Annotated in this window: 20 protein-coding genes; 14 read left to right on the top strand and 6 right to left on the bottom strand. The window is 70.7% G+C overall.

Annotated elements, in window-relative coordinates; genetic code table 11:
* Positions 1–134: 134 nt before the first annotated feature.
* From AB0J58_RS29775 to AB0J58_RS29765, 3 genes are all read right to left on the bottom strand, one after another.
* Positions 135–1,004 carry an ABC transporter permease gene (locus tag AB0J58_RS29775; RefSeq protein ID WP_364221762.1) on the bottom strand — a complete coding sequence of 290 codons (870 nt, stop codon included), beginning with the start codon at positions 1,002–1,004 and terminating at the stop codon, positions 135–137.
* Positions 1,005–1,046: 42 nt separating this feature from the next.
* Positions 1,047–1,829 carry an ABC transporter ATP-binding protein gene (locus tag AB0J58_RS29770; protein ID WP_364221759.1) on the bottom strand — a complete coding sequence of 261 codons (783 nt, stop codon included), beginning with the start codon at positions 1,827–1,829 and terminating at the stop codon, positions 1,047–1,049.
* A 120-nt stretch (positions 1,830–1,949) separates the two neighbouring features.
* Positions 1,950–3,050, bottom strand: a complete 1,101-nt coding sequence (locus tag AB0J58_RS29765) for a hypothetical protein (protein WP_364221756.1) — start codon at positions 3,048–3,050, stop codon at positions 1,950–1,952.
* A 1,394-nt stretch (positions 3,051–4,444) separates the two neighbouring features.
* Here AB0J58_RS29765 and AB0J58_RS29760 point away from each other — a divergent pair.
* From AB0J58_RS29760 to AB0J58_RS29705, 12 genes are all read left to right on the top strand, one after another.
* Entirely contained in the window at positions 4,445–6,604 is a 2,160-nt protein-coding gene (locus AB0J58_RS29760) for an acetate--CoA ligase family protein (RefSeq protein WP_364221753.1), read from the top strand.
* Complete coding sequence (locus AB0J58_RS29755) at positions 6,601–7,383, top strand: citryl-CoA lyase (RefSeq protein ID WP_364221750.1); 783 nt, start codon at positions 6,601–6,603, stop codon at positions 7,381–7,383. The genes AB0J58_RS29760 and AB0J58_RS29755 overlap by 4 nt, the downstream gene beginning before the upstream one ends.
* A gap of 72 nt (positions 7,384–7,455) precedes the next feature.
* A complete protein-coding gene (locus tag AB0J58_RS29750; protein ID WP_364221747.1) occupies positions 7,456–8,805 on the top strand; it encodes a Rieske 2Fe-2S domain-containing protein in 1,350 nt (449 codons plus the stop codon).
* Between the two features lie 10 nt (positions 8,806–8,815).
* Positions 8,816–10,006 (top strand): Gfo/Idh/MocA family oxidoreductase, encoded by a 1,191-nt coding sequence (locus AB0J58_RS29745; protein ID WP_364221744.1) that lies wholly within the window; start codon positions 8,816–8,818, stop codon positions 10,004–10,006.
* Complete coding sequence (locus AB0J58_RS29740; RefSeq protein WP_364221741.1) at positions 9,990–10,958, top strand: PDR/VanB family oxidoreductase; 969 nt, start codon at positions 9,990–9,992, stop codon at positions 10,956–10,958. Before AB0J58_RS29745 ends, AB0J58_RS29740 begins: the two co-directional genes overlap by 17 nt.
* 86 nt (positions 10,959–11,044) lie before the next feature.
* Complete coding sequence (locus AB0J58_RS29735) at positions 11,045–12,070, top strand: hypothetical protein (RefSeq protein WP_364221738.1); 1,026 nt, start codon at positions 11,045–11,047, stop codon at positions 12,068–12,070.
* Positions 12,067–13,146: an amidohydrolase family protein gene (locus tag AB0J58_RS29730; RefSeq protein WP_364221735.1), complete on the top strand. Its 1,080-nt coding sequence runs from the start codon at positions 12,067–12,069 to the stop codon at positions 13,144–13,146. The genes AB0J58_RS29735 and AB0J58_RS29730 overlap by 4 nt, the downstream gene beginning before the upstream one ends.
* Positions 13,143–13,805: an RraA family protein gene (locus AB0J58_RS29725; RefSeq protein WP_364221732.1), complete on the top strand. Its 663-nt coding sequence runs from the start codon at positions 13,143–13,145 to the stop codon at positions 13,803–13,805. The genes AB0J58_RS29730 and AB0J58_RS29725 overlap by 4 nt, the downstream gene beginning before the upstream one ends.
* Positions 13,802–14,200 carry a RidA family protein gene (locus AB0J58_RS29720; RefSeq protein WP_364221729.1) on the top strand — a complete coding sequence of 133 codons (399 nt, stop codon included), beginning with the start codon at positions 13,802–13,804 and terminating at the stop codon, positions 14,198–14,200. The genes AB0J58_RS29725 and AB0J58_RS29720 overlap by 4 nt, the downstream gene beginning before the upstream one ends.
* Positions 14,193–14,852 carry an RraA family protein gene (locus AB0J58_RS29715; RefSeq protein WP_364221727.1) on the top strand — a complete coding sequence of 220 codons (660 nt, stop codon included), beginning with the start codon at positions 14,193–14,195 and terminating at the stop codon, positions 14,850–14,852. Before AB0J58_RS29720 ends, AB0J58_RS29715 begins: the two co-directional genes overlap by 8 nt.
* Positions 14,849–15,523 carry an RraA family protein gene (locus AB0J58_RS29710; RefSeq protein ID WP_364221724.1) on the top strand — a complete coding sequence of 225 codons (675 nt, stop codon included), beginning with the start codon at positions 14,849–14,851 and terminating at the stop codon, positions 15,521–15,523. The genes AB0J58_RS29715 and AB0J58_RS29710 overlap by 4 nt, the downstream gene beginning before the upstream one ends.
* A gap of 105 nt (positions 15,524–15,628) precedes the next feature.
* Positions 15,629–15,820 (top strand): ferredoxin, encoded by a 192-nt coding sequence (locus tag AB0J58_RS29705; protein WP_364221721.1) that lies wholly within the window; start codon positions 15,629–15,631, stop codon positions 15,818–15,820.
* A 39-nt stretch (positions 15,821–15,859) separates the two neighbouring features.
* Here the strand turns inward: AB0J58_RS29705 and AB0J58_RS29700 are convergent, their stop codons facing one another.
* From AB0J58_RS29700 to AB0J58_RS29690, 3 genes are all read right to left on the bottom strand, one after another.
* On the bottom strand, positions 15,860–16,612 hold the full coding sequence (locus AB0J58_RS29700) for an IclR family transcriptional regulator (protein ID WP_364221718.1): 753 nt from the start codon (positions 16,610–16,612) through the stop codon (positions 15,860–15,862).
* A 546-nt stretch (positions 16,613–17,158) separates the two neighbouring features.
* On the bottom strand, positions 17,159–17,896 hold the full coding sequence (locus tag AB0J58_RS29695) for an SDR family NAD(P)-dependent oxidoreductase (protein ID WP_364221715.1): 738 nt from the start codon (positions 17,894–17,896) through the stop codon (positions 17,159–17,161).
* A gap of 70 nt (positions 17,897–17,966) precedes the next feature.
* Complete coding sequence (locus AB0J58_RS29690; RefSeq protein ID WP_364221712.1) at positions 17,967–19,202, bottom strand: cytochrome P450; 1,236 nt, start codon at positions 19,200–19,202, stop codon at positions 17,967–17,969.
* A gap of 618 nt (positions 19,203–19,820) precedes the next feature.
* On the opposite strand from AB0J58_RS29690, the gene AB0J58_RS29685 reads away from it, so the two are divergent.
* Both AB0J58_RS29685 and AB0J58_RS29680 read left to right on the top strand, forming a co-directional pair.
* Positions 19,821–20,615 (top strand): SDR family NAD(P)-dependent oxidoreductase, encoded by a 795-nt coding sequence (locus tag AB0J58_RS29685; protein WP_364221709.1) that lies wholly within the window; start codon positions 19,821–19,823, stop codon positions 20,613–20,615.
* Complete coding sequence (locus tag AB0J58_RS29680; RefSeq protein ID WP_364221706.1) at positions 20,615–21,433, top strand: SDR family oxidoreductase; 819 nt, start codon at positions 20,615–20,617, stop codon at positions 21,431–21,433. The genes AB0J58_RS29685 and AB0J58_RS29680 overlap by 1 nt, the downstream gene beginning before the upstream one ends.
* The last annotated feature ends 13 nt before the right edge of the window (positions 21,434–21,446 follow it).

The following is a 21,446-nucleotide window of genomic DNA, read 5'->3' as shown; positions in this document are numbered from 1 at the left end:
TTGGAGCGTGAGTTCGTCTTCCGGCGCCACCTCTCAAATAATACCCGCCCCCAGCCCGCCCCCCCGCACCCCCCCGCGCGCGAGAGCGAGCCGCCCGCCGCCCCTTGGAAGGGGCGGCGGCCTTCTCGCATGTGCTACCGGCGCGGGGCCCAGGGGGCGACGCGGCGGCCGATCCAGGTGACCGCGGACTGCAGCGCGACGCCGATCAGCGACACCGTCACGATGCCCGCGTACATCCGGTCCGCCAGGAACACCTGCCAGGAATTCCAGATGAGGAAGCCCAGGCCGTCCCGGCCCTGCACGAACTCGATGCCGATGACCAGCAGCACCGCGGTCCCGATGGCGATGCGCAGTGAGGTGAACACCTCGGGCACCATCGCCGGCAGGGTCACGTGCCGGAACGTCTGCAGCCGGCTTGCCCCGAAGGACCGGGCCGGCTCCAGGTAGCCCTCGGGGATGCCGGCCACCGCGGACATGGTGGAGATCACCACGATGAAGAAGACGCCGAACGCCACCAGCAGCACCTTCGGGGTCATGCCCAGCCCGAAGACCATCAGCAGCAGCGGGAGCACCGCGAGCTTGGGCACGGTGTACAGAGCGCTGATGATCGGCTCGATGGCGGTGCGCAGCTTGCGGATGCTGCCGAGCAGCACGCCGAGCAGGATGCCGGCCAGCGATCCGCTCAGGTAGCCCAGCATGAGCACCTGGAGCGTACTGGACGCCGCCTCGATTACCAGGCCGGAGGAGACCAGCTCGGCAAAGGAGACCACGATCTCGCTCGGCGGCGGCCAGAACCGCTGGTCGACCAGTCCGCTGCTGGAGATCGCCTGCCATACGGCGAGGATGAGGACGGGCGTGCCGAACCGCAGCAGGTTGTCGACCAGAACCCGGCGCCGCTGGAACCGGACGGGGTCGCGCTCGGCGAGGTCCGGCCGGCGCAGGACGGTGTCACCGCCCTCCCCGCCGGTCCGCGCCCGCTTCTCCGTCTGTACCAGGTCGGTCATCGTTCCCACCTCTTCACTTCCCCACGGTTTCCGGTCGCCCGCTCACGCGGACACCTGGGAGCGCGGCTCCATCGCGGACCGCAACCGGTCCCAGATCTCGCCCTCCAGCTCCGCGAACTCGGAGCTGCGGCGGATGTCGGCCGAGCGGGGCCGCTCGAACGGCACCTCGAACTCGGCCACCACGCGCCCTGGCCGGGAGCTCATCACCATCACCCGGTCGCCGAGCAGGATCGCCTCGTCCAGGTTGTGGGTGATGAAGATGACGGTCCTGCGGTCCTCCTGCCAGAGCTCGAGCAGCTCGGCCTGCATGATCTGGCGCAGCTGCGCGTCCAGCGCGGCGAACGGCTCGTCCATGAGCAGGATCTGCGGCTCCACCGCGAAGGCGCGGGCGATGGAGACCCGCTGCCTCATGCCCCCCGACAGTGTGGACGGGTAGGCGGACGCGAAGTCCGCGAGGCCCAGCCGGGTCAGCCAGCGGGAGACCCGCTCCCTGGACACGGCCGCCGGGATCTTGGCGATGTCCAGGCCGAAGCGGACGTTGGCCTCGACGGTCTTCCACGGGAAGATGCTGTAGTCCTGGAACACCACCGAGGTCAGCGGGGCCTCCCCGCTGGTGCTGCGCAGTGACACCTCGCCGGCGCTGGGGCTCAGCAGCCCGGCGATGACGCGCAACAGGGTGGACTTCCCGCACCCCGACGGGCCGACGATGCAGAGGAACTCCCCGTCCCTGACGTCGAGGTCGATGGGCCCCAGGGCTTGGACGCTGGAACCACCGGATGCGAACACCCGTTCCACGCCGCGTACCGCGACTCTACTGTCGTTCACGACTTCTCCGCTCTTCCGGTTCTCGGCTCTTCCGGCCGGCGGCGGTCGCTCCCTGCCGTCGTCATCCGGTACCCGATAGGTGAAAAGGGGCCCCGCCGCAGCGGGGCCCCGCCGCCAGGCTCAGCCGGCGTTCTTCAGTTCCTCGGCGAAGGAGGTGTTGAAGAGGTCCTGCTCACCGAGGTCGTCCTTGTACTGGAGCAGCCCGCTGTCGATGCTGCGGTAGTAGCCCTGGTAGATCGAGGCGTTCTCGGTGTGCAGGTTGTAGTCCGCTTCGAAGGCCGAGGGCTCGGTGGTGCGGATGGAGTCCTCGGGGATCTTCTGCGCCGCGGCGAGGGCGGCGACCACCTCCTTGGTCTGCCGGTAGTCCTTGAGCAGGTACTTCTGGGTCGTCCTGGCCATCGCCCTGGTGAAGGCCAGCCCGGTCTCCCGGTCGTCCTTGATCAGGCGGTCGTCGAACATGTAGAAGACGCCGGTGGTCGGGGCGATCGCGCCCTTGACGAACTCGCAGCACGCGTCACCGGCCACCACCTTCTGGTACGGGGTCGAGGCGTAGGCGGCGCCGACCGCGCCGTTGCGCAGCGCGTTGACCGAGTCGGCTGAGGACAGGTCCTGCCACTCGACGTCCTTGGGGCCGATGGCGACGTTGTTGTTCTTCAGGTGCTCGAACAGCGAGGCCCACAGTGCGGGGCGGTTGCCGCCGGGACCGGCGAGCTTGACGCCCTTGAGGTCGGTCAGGTCGAACTTCCCGTTGTCGCCGAAGATGCTCTTGTTGACGTACAGGCCCTGGTCGGTGCTCTCGGGCCGGCCGCCGCCGGGGAACACGATCCGGATGTTCTCGCCGGACGCGATGAGGTTGAGCAAGCCGGGGGAGACCTGGGTGGCCAGCACGTCCACGTTGCCCTGCGTCATCATGACCAGCGCATCCTGCGTTTGCAGGAACTCGAACCGGATCTGGATGTTCTCCTTCTCGAACTCCCCGAGGCTGTCGGCGAGCGCGACTGCGGCGTAGGAACCGACGATCGACGAGATGCCGATCTTGATGGTCTTGCGCTCGGCGAGTGGCTTGGGCTTCAGTTGCGCGGCCAGGGCGTCGTCGCCCGTGGCGGAGAAGGCACTGACCTCTCGCTTCTCTGTGGCGCCGGAGTCGCCGCCGCAGGCGGCGGTGGCCAGGGTGAGGGCCAGCGGCATCGCCACTGCCATCAGCCTCAAGCTGGGACGCATCGTTCAGCCTCCTCATGGGCTGCGGATCAATCCCGCGGGCCGTTCATCGCTGGGGAGGAGATGACGGCCGGTGATGCGGGATTTCGATGACGGGGGGGTCAGGGGTCGCCTGACACCGGCGCGGCACTGCTGGCTCGCCGGTACGGCGCTCACGGTCGGCTGGTGACTTGTCGTTTTGGGGATGTGGTCGCTGGCGGCGCGGGCGGACGTGCCGGTGACACGTCCAAGTGTCCTCGCGGTGCCGGAGCCGACCGGACCGGGAGGTCCGGCTACCGGTCAGTCAGATACTTCGTCGAGCATCTCGACCTCGATATCTCACAATATATGACGATATCTCGTGTAAAAATATGGTCTGAGACGCACTGCGTCAAGGATGCGGCGGCCTCGTCTCTGCGGAGGACCGTATCCGGCGTTCCGCTTGGTTGTCCGGCTCGTCCTGCGATGACGGGCCGAGGTCCGGGGTGGGGCGGTGGGTTGGTATGTCCGCTCCGGAACGGTGCCGGCGGCGGGCGAACGGTCGTACGCCGCGGTGCCGGCACCCTTGTCTTGGGTAACGACGTGCCGTAGCGTATCCCGAAATAACGATGAAATACTACGTGTCTTGACGAAATGGTAATGAAACGCCCGCAGGGGGCGTAGTCGGGCATGTTGATCGCGGATGCGGGCGGCCTGGCGGCCCGGACGCGCTCGCCGGGCCTCGTGTTCGTCCGGGGTACCGGTTCCGGCGTCCGCGCCGCGGTGGCCGGTCCCGTGTTCCGCGGCGGGCGGCCCTGTTCCGCCGGCGCCGTCCTACCGGCACTGAATCCCCGTGAGGCCGATGCCCGGCGCGCTGTCGGGTGGCGCCTGCGGACCTTATGGATAGATCCCGTAATTCCGGTTCAAGTCACGACGCCCCGTAGCCAGGTGGTGCCGTATGGCGGGAGAGGTGGACCCCGGTGGGATCGATGGGCCGGTCTGAGAGTGCTTTTCCACATGTCCAAGCAGGTTCGACCGTACATGGCCGTCGTGGTCGGTCTGCGACTTCGACACTCCCTCGCAAACAGCGATATTTCGTGTAGCATCACGAAAGGTCGCAGTATTTGATCCTTGGGGGTTGTCGTGTCAGTAGGCGCAGCGGTCGCCGGGGCGGGGTCATGATGAGCGCCCGCCCTCTCTTTGGGGACCCCGCCGCGGGCCCGGTTCCTCCGCTGGTGACCAGCTGTGAGCACTGCCTCACCGTCACGTGGGCCGGCGTGCCCGCCTGCTCGTGCGAGTTCGGGCGCTCCGTCGCGACCGAGGGGTCCGCCCTGGACATGCGCCTGGGCGTGTCCGGTGGGGCCGTCCAGCGGTCGGATGAGTCGGGGTCATTGCCTCAAAGCCGCGATATCTCGTAAGGTGCAACGAAATAACATGAAATGGAAGCGGGGTGGCGCATGGGAGCGGCCGGTAGCGAGGCGGCCACGGGTCTGGTCGGACGGGTGGACCTGTCCCGGCTGGTGAACCCTTCGTCTGTGGCGATCATTGGAGCATCGGACCGCCCGGGCAGTCTTGGATCACGAACAGTCGCAAACCTACTCGACCATTCGGACTTCACTGGTGCGGCGTACCTGATCAGCCGGAGCAAGAGGACCATCCACGACCTGCCCTGTTACCAGAGCGTGCTGGACCTGCCGGAGTCCCCCGACGTCGCCCTGCTGGTCGTCCCCGCCGCGCAGACGCTCCCCGTGCTGCGCGAGTGCGCCCTGAAGGGGACCCGGTTCGCCATCGTCTTCACCTCCGGGTTCGGGGAGATGGGCGAGGAGGGCAAGCGGGCCGAGGCGGAAATGGCGCAGATCGGCCGCGAATCCGGGATGCGTATCTACGGACCCAATTCGCCGGGCCTGTGCAACCTGAACCGGCGGCTCGGCCTGATGTTCTCCCCATCGTTCCACCTGGACCAGTTCGCCGGCCCGATCGGCCTGGCCACCCAGGGCGGCGGCATCGGCCGCTGCTTCCTGCAGGCCATGGAGCGCGGCGTCGGCGTCGGGCTGTGGGCGTCCACCGGCAACGAGGTCGACCTGACCGTCGCGGACTTCATCCGCCACTACGCCGACGACGACGCCATCACCGTCATCGCCAGCACGATGGAGGGTGTCAAGGACGGCCCTGCCTTCGTGGACGCCGCGCTGTACGCCGCCGAGCGCGGCAAGCCGGTCATCGCACTGAAGGTCGGCCGCTCCGATTACGGCGCCCGGGCCGTCGCCTCGCACACCGGCTCGCTGTCCGGCGCCGCCGAGGTCAACAGCGCGGTGTTCCGGCAGGCCGGGGTCGTCGAGGTCGACGACATGGACGAGCTGATCGACACCGCCGCACTGTTCGCCCGCAAGCGGCCCACCGGGCGTGAGCGGATCGCCGTGTACGGGTTCTCCGGCGGCGGCTGCGCGCTCGGCGCCGACGCCGTCGGCAACGCCGGGCTGGAGCTGGCCGAGTTCTCCGACAAGACGCTGGCCCGGGTGCGCGAGGTGCTGCCGGACTACGCCGCGGTGGCCAACCCGGTCGACGCCACCTCCGACATCCTCACCCGCACCGAGATCGGCTACGAGAGCCTGCGCGCCGTCGCCGACGACCCCGACGTGGGCCTGGTGCTCTACCCGTTCCCCTGCGACTACGAGGAGCTGACCGAGGCGATCGGCGCGTCCATCGCCCAGGTCCAGCGGGAGACCGAGACGCCGATCCTGCCGGTGTGGATGAGCGACCGGCTCGGCCCCGGCTACGACGAGCTGGTCAAGGGCGGGCTGGTCCCGGTGCGCAGCGTTCGCAACGGCACCGCGGCGTTGCGCCGCTGGGTCGAGCGGGGCCGTTGGAGCCACCAGGAGGGCTGGCGCCCACTCGGTGCCGCGTCATCCGGCGGCGAGCGGATCGTGCACACCGAGCCGACGGCCAAGGAACTGCTGGACCGGCACGGTGTACCCGTCCCGGCCTCCGGAGTCGCCACGACCGCGGACGAGGCGGTCGCCGTCGCCGAGCGCGTCGGGTACCCGGTGGTCCTCAAGGTGGTCAGCGCGCAGATCACCCACAAGAGCGACGTCGGCGGCGTCGCCGTCGGCCTCGCCGACGCCGGGCAGGTCCGCGCTGCCTACCACCGGATCCGGGAGGCCGTGCCGGCCGCCCGGCCGGATGCGGAGGTCGGCGGCGTGCTGGTGGAGGCCATGGCCTCGGCCGGCCTGGACGTCCTGGTCGGTGTCTCCCGCGACCCGGTGTTCGGCCAGGTCGTCACCTTCGGCCTGGGCGGCGTCCTGGTCGAGCTGTTCGGTGACGTGTCCCGGCGGCTGCTGCCGCTCACCCCGGACCAGGCCCGCGCCCTCGTCGACGAGCCGCGTTGCGCCGCCCTGCTGCACGGCGTGCGCGGCGGCGAGCCCGGCGACGTGGACGCCCTGGTCGACCTGCTGGTCAACGTGTCCCGCTTCGTCGAGGCCAATGCCGCGGTCGTGGACGAACTCGAACTCAACCCGGTGCGGGTGCTGCCCGCGGGACAGGGCGTCGTCGCCCTGGACGCGGTGCTGGTCACCGCCGGGTCCGTGGAGGCAACCCAGTGATCAAGACCGAAATCGGCCAGACCACCCCGGACCGCATCACCGTCCGCGGCCACGACCTGGCGAACGAGCTGATCGGGCAGATCGACTTCGTCGACATGATCCTGCTCGTCACCATCGGGCGCCGGTGCGAGGGCAACGAGAAGGACATGCTCAACGCCATCATGGTGACCGTCACCGACCACGGGCTCACCCCGAGCGCGCTGGCCGCCCGGCTCACCTACCTCGGCGCCCCCGAGGCGCCGCAGGCGGCGGTGGCGGCAGGGCTGCTCGGGGCCGGCAGCGTGTTCCTCGGCGCCATGCAGGACGCGGCGGTCATGCTCCGCGAGGCCGGCCGGGACCTCACCGAGGACAGCTCGGACGAGGAGGTCGCCAAGACCGCCCGCGAGTTCGCCGCCGCGCGCCGGGCCGCCCGGGCGCCGCTGTACGGGCTCGGCCACAACATCCACGTCGACGGCGATCCGCGGATCCCGGTGCTGCGCGCCGTGTCCGAGCGCAACGGCTACTTCGGTCGGTACTGGCGGCTACTGCTGGCCCTGGACGAGACCAGTTCCACGGTGTACCCGCGGCGGCTGCCCGCCAACACCGCCGGGGCGGTCGGCGCGATGGTGCTCAGCATGGACCTGCCGTTGCACCTGGCCCGGGGCCTGGCCCTGGTCGGCCGGTGCGCCGGACTGCTCGGCCACCTCATCGAGGACGAGCAGTCCCCGATCGGCCAGGAGTTGTGGGATCTGGTGCTGCGCCAGGACGAGCGGAACAAGCTGCCCGGGAATCCCCGATGAGGAGTCCGGACCTGAAGAGGAACGCGAACCGGGCGGAGAACCCGGGCCGCCGAGCCGCCGAGGAGTGCCGCCATGCTGCGCGCTGACATGAACGAGACCCTGTCCCGGGTGGGGCGGGGCACGCCGATGGGTGAGCTGTTCCGCCGGTTCTGGCTGCCCGCGGTGCTGACCTCCGAAGTCGCCGAGCCGGACTGTCCCCCGGTGCGGCTGCGCATCCTCGGTGAGGACCTGGTCGCGTTCCGGGACTCCTCCGGCAAGGTCGGCATCGTCGCCGCGTACTGCTCACACCGGCTGGCGCCGCTGTTCTTCGGGCGCAACGAGGAGGGCGGGCTGCGCTGCGTCTACCACGGCTGGAAGTTCGACACCGGCGGCCGGTGCATGGAGACGCCCAACGTGCCGCCCGGTGCCCCGGACATCCGCAGGAACGTGGGCATCACCGCCTACCCGGTGCACGAGAGCGCCGGGGTCGTCTGGATCTACATGGGGCCGAAGGAGGTGCAGCCGCCGTTCCCCGCACTGGAGTACGCCAACGTCCCGGCCGAGCACGCGTTCGCCGCCCGCTGGCTGCAGCGCACCAACTGGTCGCAGGGCATGGAGGGCGAGATCGACAGCTCGCACATCAGTTGGCTGCACCGCGACTTCGACAAGAACACAACCAAGCAGAAATCGACCGGCGCGCAGATGTCCAGCGACGCCGCCCCGCACATCGAGCTGCGGCAGACCGAGTACGGCCTGGTCTACGGCGCCCGCCGTGAGCACGAAGGTCAATACCTGTGGCGGGTCACCCAGTTCATCCTGCCCATGTTCAGCCTCATCCCGCGGGCGCCGGGCGGCTTCGTCTCGGGCGGCGGCCGGGCCTGGGTGCCGGTCGACGACAACCACACCACCGTCTTCACCTTCGGCTACCGGGTCGACCAGCCCATCGGGCAGGAGGAACTGGACACCTACTACAACAGCGGCGCACTGTTCCCGCCGCGGATGGAACGCGGCCGGTACGTGTTGCCCGGCGGGTACGCGATCGACACCTGGCTCCCGCTCGCCAGCAAGGAGAACGACTACCTGCTGGACCGGGAGGTGCAGCGCACCGTCAACTTCACCGGCATCTGGGGCGTGCACGACCAGGACCGGGCGCTCGCCGAGAACTCGCGCAGCATCGGCAGTGCCGACCCCGGCATCATCGACCGGTCCGCCGAGCACCTGGTCAGCTCCGACCGGGCGGTGGTCGCCGCCCGGCGAATCCTGATCAACCTTACCGACGCGCTGAAGAAGGGCGTGGAACCGGCCGTCGTCGCCGACCCGGACGCGTTCGGCGTTCGCGCGATCAGCAAGCTCACCCCCATCGCGAGCTTCGACGAGTTCATGGCGGTCTACGGCGAGGAGACCCGGGCGACCGGCGTATGCCGACCGGTCCCGGTCGAGTAGGGGCCGTCGGATGAGCGCACGTACGCTCGGGCTCGGCCTGGTCGGGCTCGGCCTCGCCGGAGGCGTGATGGCGTCGGCCGCCCGCACCCACCCGGGCATCCGGCTGGCGGGAGCGGCCGACCCCGACCCCACACTGAGGGAGCGGTTCGCCGGGGCGGAGGGGCTGCCGGTCCATCCCGGCATCGAAGGGCTGCTGGCCCAGCCCGACGTGGACGCGGTGTACGTGGCCACGCCGCACCAACTGCACCGCGAGCACACCGTCGCCGCGGCCTGGGCCGGCAAGCACGTCATCGTCGAGAAGCCGATGGCACTGACGGTCGCCGACTGTGACGCCATGATCAAGGCGGCCGAGGCGGCCGGCGTGGTCCTGGTCGTCGGGCACACCCACGGGTTCGACCCGGCGGTGGCGCTCATCCGGGACCTGGTCGGCTCCGGCGGGTACGGCCCGCTCGGCATGATCGCGCTCTGGAACTACACCGACTTCCTGTACCGGCCGCGCCGCCCCGAGGAACTGGACAGCGCCCGCGGCGGCGGCATCCTGTACAACCAGATCCCGCACCAGGTCGACATCGCCCGTACCGTCGCCGACCGGCCGGTGCGTTCGGTGCGCGCCACCGCCGCCGTACTCGACCCGGACCGCCCCACCGAGGGGGCGTGCGCCGCGCTGATCGAGTTCGAGGGCGGCGGCGCGGCCAGCCTGGTGTACAGCGGCTACGACCACTTCGACAGCGACGAACTGCACGGTTGGATCGCCGAGGGCGGGGGCCCCAAGACACCCGCGCACGGCGCCGCGCGGCGCAGGCTGGCCGCGCTCACCCCCGAGCAGGAGCAGCGGTCGCGCACCGCCGACTTCGGGTACGGCGCTCGCTCCCCGCTGCCCCCGCCGCACCAGCCGCACTTCGGCGAGCTGGTGGTCACCTGTGCCGGCGCCGACCTGCGCTGCTCGGCGGACGGTGTCACCGCCTACACAGACCGCGGCGTCGAGCAGCTGGCCGTGCCGCGGACGCGGTGGTGGCCGGGCCGGGGGAACGTCCTGCAGGAACTGGTGGACGCGGTCGTGCACGGCCGGCCCGCCCAGCACGACGGCGCGTTCGGCCGGGAGACCGTCCGGACCTGCCTGGCCATCGCCGAATCCGCCCGCGAGCGGCGCGAGGTCTTCCTCAGCACCCAGGAGGTGTCCATCCATGTCCCAGTCCGTTGAGCCGCTGACGGTCCGTGTGCAGGCGGTGCGCTGGGAGGCCGACTCGGTCCTCTCCTATGAGTTCCGCAGACCGGACGGGGCGGCGTTGCCGGCGTTCACCGCCGGCGCCCACATCGACCTGCACCTGGGGAACGGCCTGGTGCGCGGCTACTCGCTCTGCGGCGACCAGGCCGAGACCGACCGCTATGTGGTCGCGGTCAACCGCGACCCGAACAGCCGTGGCGGCTCGGAGTGGATTCACGCCAACGTGCATGCCGGCGAAACGATCACGGTGTCCATGCCGCGCAACAACTTCCCGCTGGCCGAGGAAGCGGAGCACAGCGTGCTCATCGCCGGCGGCATCGGGATCACGCCGATGCTCGGCATGGTGCGTCGGCTGGCCGCGCTCGGCCGTGACTGGACGCTGTACCTGGCGGTGCGCGCTCGTGGCCAGGCGGCGTTCCTGGACGAGCTGACCCGGCTGGCCGGTGACCGGCCCGACCGGGTGCGATTGCACGTCGACGAGGAGAACGACGGGGCTTTCCTGGACATCGAGGCCGTGGTCGCCGCTGCGGGCGACACCGCGCACCTGTACTGCTGCGGGCCGGTGCCGATGCTGGAGGCGTTCGAGAAGGCCACCGCGGGGCTGCCTCCGGAGCGCCGCCACCTGGAGTACTTCGCGGGCAAGGACGACGCGGCCACCGAGGGCGGTTTCGAGGTCGAGCTGACCCGCACCGGGATCACGCTGACCATTCCCGAGGGGTCCACCATCCTTGACGCGGTGTTGGAGGCCGGGGTGGATATGCCGTACTCGTGTGGCGAGGGCGTCTGCGGCTCCTGCGAGACCCGGGTGATCTCCGGCACGCCCGACCACCGGGACCTGATCCTCACCGACCAGGAAAGGGAGGCCGGCGAGACCATGATGATCTGCTGCTCCGGCAGCAGAAGCGCCCGGCTCGTCTTGGAGCTGTGAGCAGCCCGTGAACGGGCCCGCGGGCGGACCGCGACCGACGAGCCGACAGGGCCGGCTGGGCCGGCAAGGCCGAAAAGGAGGAACGAGTGGCTGAGATAGTGCTGGGCATCGGCACTTCACACAGTCCGCTGCTGGCCATCGAGCCCGCGCTGTGGGCCGAACGCGCAAAGGACGACCATCGCAAGCAGGAGCTGTACCTGGCCGACGGCCGGGTGGTGTCCTACGCGGAGCTGGCCGAGGAGACCGCCGGCCGGTACGCCGACCGGGCCGTGCCGGAGAACTTCGAGAAGCAGGCGAAGCAGGCGCAGCAGGCGCTGGACCGGCTGGCCGCGGCCATCGCCGAGGCCGAGCTGGACGCTCTGGTCATCATCGGCGACGACCAGGAGGAGCTGTTCAGCCGGGCGCACATGCCGGCGATCGCCGTCTACAACGGCCCGGAGATCGTCACGCACCCGAAGAACGAGGTCAACCCGAACCTGCCCGGCTGGTACCAGGAAGCCAACAAGGGCTACAAAATGGACGCGGTACACCGCCACCCGGTCGCCGCCGAACTGGCCGACGGCCTGATCGAAGGGCTGATCGAGGCGGGCGTGGACGTCGCGGTGGCCAGCGAGGTGACCGACCCGCACCAGGCCGGCTTCGGGCACGCCTACGGCTTCGTCATCGACCGGCTCTGCGGCGACCGGCCGATCCCGATCCTGCCGGTCATGCTCAACACCTACTTTCCGCCCAACGTGCCGCGGCCCGGCCGCTGCTACGACATCGGGCAGGTCATCGGCCGGACCCTGGCCGCGCTGCCCGGCGGACAGCGGGTCGGCGTGGTCGCCTCCGGCGGGCTGACCCACTTCGCGGTCGACGAGGACCTCGACCGGCAACTGCTGGCCGCCCTGGAGACCGGGGACGTGGACGCGCTGCGCGCGCTACCGCCGTTCGGCCTGCGCTCCGGCAACTCCGAGATCCTCAACTGGATCATGACCGCCGGGGCGGTCGACGGCCTGACCGTGACCGACTCCGAGTACATCCCGGTCCAGCGCACCCCCGCCGGGACCGGCATCGGGCTCGCCTTCCTCGTCTGGCGGCCCGCACCCTCCGCACCTGGGAGCTCCTTGTGATCATCGACGCGCACGGCCACCTCATCACCCCGCCCGCGGTCTTCGCGGTGCGCACGGTCCTGCAGGCGTCCAACGGCCAGCACTCCAAGGAGTGGTACCTGGACCGGTACGTCCGGGACGAGGAGATCACGGCCTCCGCCGACAAGGGCGTGCGGCTGATGGACCAGGTCGGCACCGACGTCCAGCTCATCTCGCCGAGGCCGTTCGTACTGATGCACTCGCATCCGGTCGTCAAGGACGTGCGGCTCTGGGTGGAACTGCAGAACGACCTCATCCACCGCACCGTCTCGCTGCACCCGGACCGCTACCGCGGCATGGCCGGGCTGCCGCAGGTGACCGGGCAGCCCGTCGAGATCGTCTTCGACGAGCTGGAGCGCGCCATCGGAGAGCTGGGCTTCGTCGGCGTGCTGCTCAACCCCGACCCGGACGAGGGCGGCGGCCGGTCGCCGCGGCTGTCCGACCCGTACTGGTACCCGCTGTGGGCCAAGCTGGTCGAGCTGGATGTGCCCGCGCTGATCCACAGCGCCGGCTGCCGTGGCCGGGAGACCTACGACGAGCACTTCGCCACCGAGGAGAGCCTGGCGGTCACCTCGCTGGTGCACTCCGAGGTGTTCGACCGGTATCCCGACCTGAAGATCATCATAAGTCATGGCGGCGGCTCCATCCCGTACCAGATCGGCCGCTGGCGCGCGCACTGGTGGCTGGACCTGGCGACCAAGAAGAAGCACATCGCGCGGTACTTCCGAGACCTGGAGCACGCCGGAATGAACGGCGAGCCGCTGCCGGACGCCCCGGCCGACCTGACCAGCTTCGACGACGCGCTGCGGCGGCTGTGGTTCGACACGGACGTGCACAGCTCCCACTCGCTGGAGCTGCTCTTCCGCACCGTCGGCACCGACCGCTGCCTGTTCGGCACCGAGCGCCCCGGCAGCGGCGGCGCGATCAACCCGGCGACCGGCCGCTCCTTCGAGGACTTCAAGTACACCATCGACCGCATCGGCTTCCTGACGGACGAGGACCGCGCCCTGATCTACGAGGGCAACGCCCGCCGCGTCTTCTCCAGGCTGGCCCGATGACCGCCGCGACGACCGGAGTGGTCACCGCCGAGCTGGTCCGGGAGGTCGCCGCGCTGCCCGCGGCCACCCTGCACGAGGCCGCCGGGAAGATCGGCGCGCTGCCCGCGGCGATCGGCCCGGTCCGCCCCGGAATGCGGGTGGCCGGCCCGGCGCTGCCGGTGCTCAGCCCGCCCGGGGACAACCTGTGGCTGCACCGCGCCATCTACGCGGCCGAGCCCGGCGACGTGCTGGTGGTGGCCTTCGGCGACGGGGCCGACCCGCTGGAGTACGGTCACTGGGGCGAGGTCATGGCGGTCGCGGCTCTGCACCGAGGCATCGCCGGCCTGGTCACCTCCGGCGGCGTCCGGGACGGCGACCAGATGGCCGAGCGAGGCTTCCCTGCGTTCGCGCCGTCACTGTGCATCCGTGGCACCGGCAAGGATCCGGACGGCCGCGGCTCGGTCGGCGCGCCGGTCCGGATCGGCGATGTGACCGTGCACCGCGGCGACCTGGTGGTGGCCGACGGCGATGGCGTCGTGGTGCTGCCCGCGGCGGACGCCGCCGGGGCGGTGCGGGCCGCGGCCCGGCGTGAGGCCGCCGAGCAGGAGATCTTCGGCAGGCTCGCCGCCGGCGAGACCAGCCTGGACGTCTACCGGCTGCCCGGCTCGGAGGAGTCGTGAGGCGGCGCAGCGTCGTCGTCCCCGGCCTGGAGCACGGGACGAACCCCATCCCGGCGGCCTCCCGGGTCGGCCCGCTGCTGGCCACCGGAGGTGTCCGCGGTGTCGACCGGGTGACCGGCGAGCTGCCTGCGGACGTCCCCGGCCAGGTCCGGCACGCGTTCGCCAACCTGCGGGCCGTGCTTGAGGCCGGTGGTGCCACCACCGGGGACGTGGTGCACGTGACGGTGTTCGCCGCGGCCGACGTGCGGGTCGCGGTGAACGAGGAGTGGGTCGCGATGTTTCCCGACCCGGCCTCCCGGCCCGCTCGGCACCTGATCCGGCACGACCTGCCGGGCGGGATGCTCGTGCAGCTGGAGGCCACGGCGTACGTCACGGAAGGAGAGACGGATGGGTGACGACCTGCTGGTACGGCTCGGCGTGCTGGACACCTGCGCGGTGTCGGATGCGATGGACCGGCTGGGCCTGGCCGGGGCCGTGCCGGGCCTGGCCCCGCTGACCGGGCACCACCGCATCGTGGGGCGGGTCACCACGGTGCGGCTGGGCGACGCGGCCGACACGCCGCCGAGCGGGCGGCATCTCGGCACCGCCGCCGTCGAGGCGTCCGGGCCCGGCGACGTCATCGTGGTCGAGCACGGGCGGACCGACGTGTCCGGCTGGGGCGGCATCCTCTCGTTGGCCGCGGTCGGCCGCGGTGTCGAGGGGGTGATCGTGGACGGCGCCTGCCGCGATATCGACGAGAGCCGCGAGCTGGGGTTGCCGCTGTTCGCCCGTGCCGCCGTCCCGGTCACCGCGCGGGGCCGCGTGGTCGAACGTGACTGGAACGTCCCGATCACGGTCGGCGGGGTCGGTGTGGCCCCGGGCGATCTGGTGATCGCCGACGGCAGCGGGGTGGTGTTCCTGCCCGCGGCGCGCGCCGGGGAGATCCTCGCCGCCGCGGAGCAGGTCGCCGAGCGGGAGCGGGCGATGGCCGAACAGGTGAGGGCGGGCGTGCCCGTGTCCCAGGTGATGGGCGCCCGCTACGAGACGATGCTGCAGGAGAACCGATGAGCACCACCACGACCACCGCGGCCGACACCGCGACCACCGCCGCGCTCAAGGCGCTGAGCTGCACCGACGTCAGCGACGCGATGGACCGGCTGGGTATCGCCGGGCACTGCCTGGGCATCATGCCGCTGGACCGTTCGTTCCGGCTGGTCGGCCGGGCCTGGACGCTGCGCTACGGCCCGGTGGGCCGCGACCCCGGCACGGTCGGCGACTACATCGACGACCTCGGCCCCGGCCAGGTCGTGGTGCTGGACAACCAGGGCCGGCTGGACGCCACCGTCTGGGGCGATCTGCTGACCTACACGGCGATCCGCAACGGCGTCGAGGGCACCGTCATCGACGGTGTGTGCCGCGACGTCGATCGCTCGGTCACCACCGGCTACCCGGTCTTCTCCCGCGGCAACTGGATGCGCACCGGCAAGGACCGGGTGCGCGTCGAGGAGATCGGCGGCCCGGTGTCCGTCGGCGGTGCCCGGGTCGAGTCGGGCGACTGGCTGCTGGGCGACGGCGACGGCGTATTGTGCATCCCGGCGCCACGGGTGCATGAGGTGGTCACCGTCGCCGAGGAGATTCGGAACGCCGAGGAGCGAATCCGCGATGCGGTGCGGGGCGGCCGTTCGTTGCGTGCCGCCCGCGAGGAGGTCGGCTACCACCGCCTCCAGACGAGGCGCTGAGGCCGTCGGCGTCCCGGGCCCCGGGACGCCGCGGAACCGTGGTGGAACCGGCGCCCGGCCGTTCTCCGGGGTGAGGCTGATGTATGCGAGACAAGGCAGGGTGAGATGAGAGTCAGCGTTGATTCGGACCGGTGTGTCTGCACCGGTACGTGTGCGTTCGTGGCACCCCAGGTGTTCGCGATCGAAAACCACAGCGAGCTCGTGGTGCTCCGGCCCGAGCCGGACGAGTCCCTGCGCGACCTGGTCCTCGACGCCGAGGAGCAGTGTCCCACCGGCGCCATCCAGGTCACCGGCTGACGTCCGCCGCCCCGCCCTGACCCGCCTCGCCCGGGCGGGTCAGGCGCCGCGGCCGAAGACGGTGTCGCGGACCTCCAGGACGACCTTGAGCAGCCGGTCCTCGTCGGCCTGGATCCGGTCGGAGGGGCCGATGATGCCCAGACCGACGACCTCGTCCCCGACACTGCCCGAGACGGCGAAGGAGCTGACGCCGACCGTGCCCTCGTCGACGGACCGGAACCAGCCGAGCTCGCGGTGCTTGCGCACCTCCTCCTCCAGCTCCCGGGGGTTGGTCTTGGTGTTCTCGGTGAGCCGGGGGAGCGGCTTGAGGCGCAGCAGCCGGCTCAGGTCGTGGTCGTCGAGCCTGCTCAGCAGCGCCTTCCCGATCGCGGTGCCGTTGATCGTGAACGTGTCGCCGACCTCCACCACGTACCGCAGCCGGTGGCCGCCCTGCGAGACCGCGACGATCTTTATCCGGTCCCCGGTGAGCACCGCGCACGAGGCCGTCTCCCCGGAGCGCTGCGCGAGCAGGCCGCTCGCCTCCGCGCCGAACGCCGACAGCGGGTCGTTCTCAGAGATGGCGGTCGCGGTGGCCAGCAGCCGGCCGGTCGGGTAGAAGCGCCGCGTCGTCGCGGTGCGGCTCACGTAGCCCAGCTCGTGCAGCGTGTTCAGCAGGTCGGAGCTGCTGCTCTCCGGGATGTCCAGCAGGCGGGCCACCTCGGACTTGGTGAGCTCCCGCTTCTCCCGCGCGAAGATCTCGAAAAGCGCCATCGCCCGGGCCGCCGCGGGCACGGTGGAGCCGCCTGCCTCCACCGGCCCCCCACGCGACCGCCGTCCGCGTCGCGCGGATGCGGCCGATTCTGCCGCCTGTGCCATTGGCAAACCCTCTCACAGTTTTCGCACACGTAGGCGCTGCGCGACATCCGTCCCTGATACCCAACGGGCGGAAGGCGACAATCAGGTGATCAATGCCGGACGTGTGGCAAAGGTAGAAAAGCTGCAAACCGCGTCCGCAGTCGGTCCGATCGGTGGTGCCGCCGGGCGCCGTCGGCCACGGGTGACCGAATAGCGCGCCAGCCGGTGTGAAGCGTGACAAGGATACCGCGATGAGGGCGCCTAATCATCGTCAGAGAACACCGCATAGGTGAATACCCGCGAGTTCTTCGCATCCACCGCCCCGAGGGGGTCGCGCGACGGAGGCATGATCCGCTACGGCTGTGGGCCTTCCGGGCTTCCCTGCGACGGCCGTTTCGCCCGGTGGCCGGGTACGGGCGCGGAGCGGAGGCGAACGAGGTCGTACGACCCCGTCGGCTCCGGGAATCACCGGGCCACCCGGCCCGGTGATTCCCGGAACGGCCGCTACGGCATGAACTTGCCGCCGTTGACGTGGAGCGTCTGGCCGGTGATGAAACCCGCCTCATCCGATGCCAGGAATGCGACGGCGTGGGCGATCTCCTCCACCTCCCCGGTCCGCTTCATCGGAATCCTGGAGGTGTCCAGCGGTGCACCCGCCCGGGTGGTCCCCTCGGTCCGGGTCGGGCCCGGCGAGACCACGTTGACCCGGATCAGCGGGGCCAGTTCCGCTGCCAGCGCCCGGCTCATCCCGAGCACCCCGGCCTTGCTGGCCGAATACGCGATGAGATTCGGATTGGCCATGGACCCGGCGCCGGAGGCGATGTTGACGATGGATCCGCCACCGGTCTCCACCATGCTCCGGGCGGCTTCCCGGCACACCGTGAACGTACCGGTCAGATTGACGCCGATGACGAGGTTCCAGATCTCGTCCGTGGTGTCCAGCACGGGTGCGAACGGGAAAACACCGGCGCTGTTCACGACGGTTCCGATACGCCCGTACTCGGCGACCGTGAACCGTATGAGAGAACGGACGTCATCCGGCCGCATGACGTCCGTGCGGACGGCCGAGGCGGCCACTCCGAAGCGTTCAGCGCATTCCGCGGCGACCGCCTTCGCATTGTCCGGATCGAGGTCGGCGATGACGAGCGAATCACCGCGCGAGGCGAATTCCAGGGCGACGGCCTTACCGATTCCGCGGCCCCCGCCCGTCACCAGTGTCGCGGTGCCCGTTGATTCCGGCACGAGTAATCCTCCATTGTCGAGCGTCCGATGTCCGGCCACCTGGCCGTTCCCGGCCGGGGGCAGCGGGCGGTCAGGCCCAGCGCACCGGGAGAGCGGCCATGCCGCGGGTGAGGAACGAGCCGAGCCACTCGACCCGGTCGGTGTTCAGCGCCAGTCGCGGTGCCGCGGCCAGATGAGCGAAGGCCACCTGGGCCTCCAACCGTGCCAGGCTCGCGCCCAGGCACATGTGGATGCCGCCGCCGAAGGTCGCGTGCCGTGAGTTGCCGCGGCGGATGTCGAACCGATGCGGGTCCTCGAACACCGCGGGGTCGCGGTTGGCCGCCGACAGGATCGCGTACACGTGTTCGCCCTTGTGGATCCGCACGCCGTCGAGTTCCATCTCCTCGGGGGCGATCCGGCACAGGCTGTTACGGGCCGGACCCTCGTAGCGCAGCATCTCCTCGACCGCGGACGGGATCGCGTCCGGGTTCGCCCGCAGGTCGTCATAGGCCCCGGGGTGGGTGAGCAGCAGGTGCATGCCGTTGGCGATCAGGTTCTTGGTGGTGCTGAACCCGGCCGAGTGCAGCAGCATGCAGTTGGCGATGATCTCCAGGTCGGTGATCTCCTCGGGGGAGGCCTGGATGAGCTGGGAGATGATGTCGGTCCCGCCGGGGTTGGCCCGCCGCTCCTTGATCAGCTCCTCGAAGTACGCGAAGCACTCCGCGGCGGTGGCCTCGCGGCGCGCGGCGACGTCGGCGGGTTGCGCCAGTGGCTCCAGTGAACCGTGCAGTGCCTCGCCCCAGGCCAGGAAGTCGTCCTCCATCGTCGGGGGGACGCCGACGAGCCGGCAGATCAGCCGCAGCGGCACCTTGTAGGAGAAATCCTGGATGAAGTCGAACTCGGCCCGGTCGCGCAGCCCGTCGAGCAGTTCCTGGACGATCTCGCTGACGTCCTGCCGGTTCTGCTCGACCGCCCGGGGGGTGAACAGCCGGGAGACGACGGCGCGCAGCCGGGTGTGGTCGGGGGGGTCGCGGAAGGCCAGGCTCTCCAGGAAGATCTGCTGCGTCGGGGTGACGCCCTCTTTGCCGTCCATCTCCTCCCGGCTCCATCGCCGGTCCTTCACCAGTTGCTGGGTGGCGTCGTAGGACGTCACCAGGATCGGGCCCTGCGCGGTCCGGTAGACCGGCGCGTGCTCACGCAGCCGGTCGAAGAACCGGTAGGGGTCGGCGGTGATCTCTCCGCGGTCGGGGTGGTGCGACGTGAGGTAGAGCATCGCCTCCTCGGCGATGCTCCGGCTCTGTGGTGACGCCGCGAGATCGGTTGCCATGCGAGATCTGGCCTCCTCTGTGTGCTCCGTGCAGGCTCTACGAGGCGGGCACGGCGATTCATCGCCGGTGACGGCGGTCATGCGTGCGGTACCGGGCGGCAGGACGGCCACCTGGGGGACTATATTGCGAACTGCTGTTGCACTATACGGTATTTCGTGGTGTTGGCCAATGCTTTGGGGCGTCCGTAACGAGCGGGCGGATTGCGGGGTCGCTCGTCGGGAGGGGTGTCCCAAGTCGACGGGTCGGGCGGCCGGAGTTCCGGCAGGGCTGCGACGTCGTAGTTGCGGTATCTCGCAAGGTTCCACGGACAGGCGTCGCTGATGGCGTGATCGGGAGCAACGATGTGTGGCATGAAGTTGGACAAGGGGGGATCCGGGCGCAGGTGACCCTTGCGGCATGTATGCGAAATATCGTAGGTTTCCACGAAGTTACATGATTGGCCGATGAGGGCGAGCCGTGACGCTTGAGGATGCGCGCGGGTGTGGGGCCGGCCGGCCCCGCCGGGGCGGTTCCCGCCGTGGCCGCCGGGCCCGGACAGCGCCCGCCCATGGGCCTTCCGCGGGACGGCGCATCCGGATGCGCATCGGCGACGGCAGCGACCAGAGAAGGGCATGAGGATGGCGCCACCGACAGAAGAGGCACAGCGGTTCGGCGGCTGGCCGGTCCACGGCGGCCCGCCGCCCGAGGGCTCGGTGGCCTGGGTGGTCGGGGTGGGAGCCAGGCAGGGGACCGGCGCGGCCGTGGCCCGCCGCTTCGCCGCCGCCGGCCTGCACGTGGTCGTCACCGGCCGCACCAAGGAGAAGGTCACCGCGGTCGCCGAGGACATCGAGGCCGCGGGCGGCCGGGCCACCGCCGTCGTCGGCGACGCCGGCTCCGAGGAGGGCCTGCGCGAGTCGCTGGCGGTCGTCGACGAGTTGGGCACCCTGGCGATCGCCACCTACAACGCCGGCGGCTCGCAGTGGAAGCCCGGCATCCTGGAGATGGACACCGAGTTCTTCGAGTCGGTCTGGCGCACCAACTGCCTGGGCTCCTTCATCACCGGCCGGGAGGCGGCCCGGCGGATGACGGTCTCCGGCGGCGGGGTGATCATGTTCACCGGCTCCGTCTCCGGCCTGATCGCCCGGCCCAAGCTCGCCGCGTACGCCTCGGCGAAGTTCGGGCAGCGCGCGGTGGCCCAGGCGCTGGCCCGTGAGTTCGGCCCGCGTAACGTGCACGTCGCGAACGTGATCGTGCACGGCCCGATCGACGGCGACCGGCTCAACTCGGCGTTCCCGCACGCGAAGGACAGCCGCCCGGCGGACGGCATGGTGGACATCGAGCAGATCGCCGAGACGTTCTGGCAGGTAGCGGTACAGCCCCGGACCGCATGGACTCAGGAAATGGACATCCGGCCGTACTGCGAGGAGTTCTGATGGCCCCGGGGCCGTACGCCCAGGAGGCGAGGCCCGACTATCCGGGCCGGCTCCGGCTCGACGGCCGCGGGTACGTGGTGCTGGGCACCGGTGACGGCATCGGCGGCGCGGTCTGCGACGCGATCGCGCAGGCCGGGGGCCGGGTGCTGTGCGCGGATCTGGACGGCGAGCGCGCGGGGAGGACCGCGGCGCGCTGCGGTGGCGAGGCGATGACCGCCGACGTGACCGACCGGGAGCAGCTGACGGCCGTGTTCGATCGGGCCGAGGAGCTGTTCGGCGAGGGCTTCCACGGCATCGTCGACGTGGTCGGGGTCTCCTTCGCCGAACTGCTGGCCGACGGCACCGAGGAGTCGATGCGCCGCCAGTTCGACCTGGTGCTGCGCCACCCGGTGCTGCTCACTCAGGTCGCGATCCCGCGGCTGGCCGTCCTCGGGCACGGCAGCGTGGTGTTCGTCGGCTCGCTGGCCGGGGCCGCCAACACGCCCCGGCTGGGGCTGTACGGCACGGCGAAGGCGGCCGTGCACCACCTGGCGACGGCCTGCGCGCAGGAGTTCGGGCCCTACGGAGTCCGAACCAACGCCGTCGTCACCGGCCGGATCCTGGGTTCGGGCGGGACGCCGAACCCGCCGGCGGAGGCGGTGCGCGCCGTGGCGGCGGTCGTCCCGCAGCGCCGCTGTGGCCTCCCCGACGACATCGCCTCGGTGGTGCTCTTCCTGCTGTCGGATCTGGCCGGGTACGTCAACGGTGCGGAGATCCCGGTCGACGGCGGGATCGGCGTGGTGTCCCCGCTGCCGAGTACCCATCCCGCCAACCGCTGACCGTTACCTACTT

This window comes from Streptosporangium sp. NPDC049644 (assembly GCF_040675205.1).
GTDB classification, from domain to species: Bacteria; Actinomycetota; Actinomycetes; order Streptosporangiales; family Streptosporangiaceae; genus Streptosporangium; species Streptosporangium fukuiense.
The sequence above is the reverse complement of the archived record's forward strand: the minus strand, read 5'-3'. Positions and strand labels throughout refer to the sequence as shown.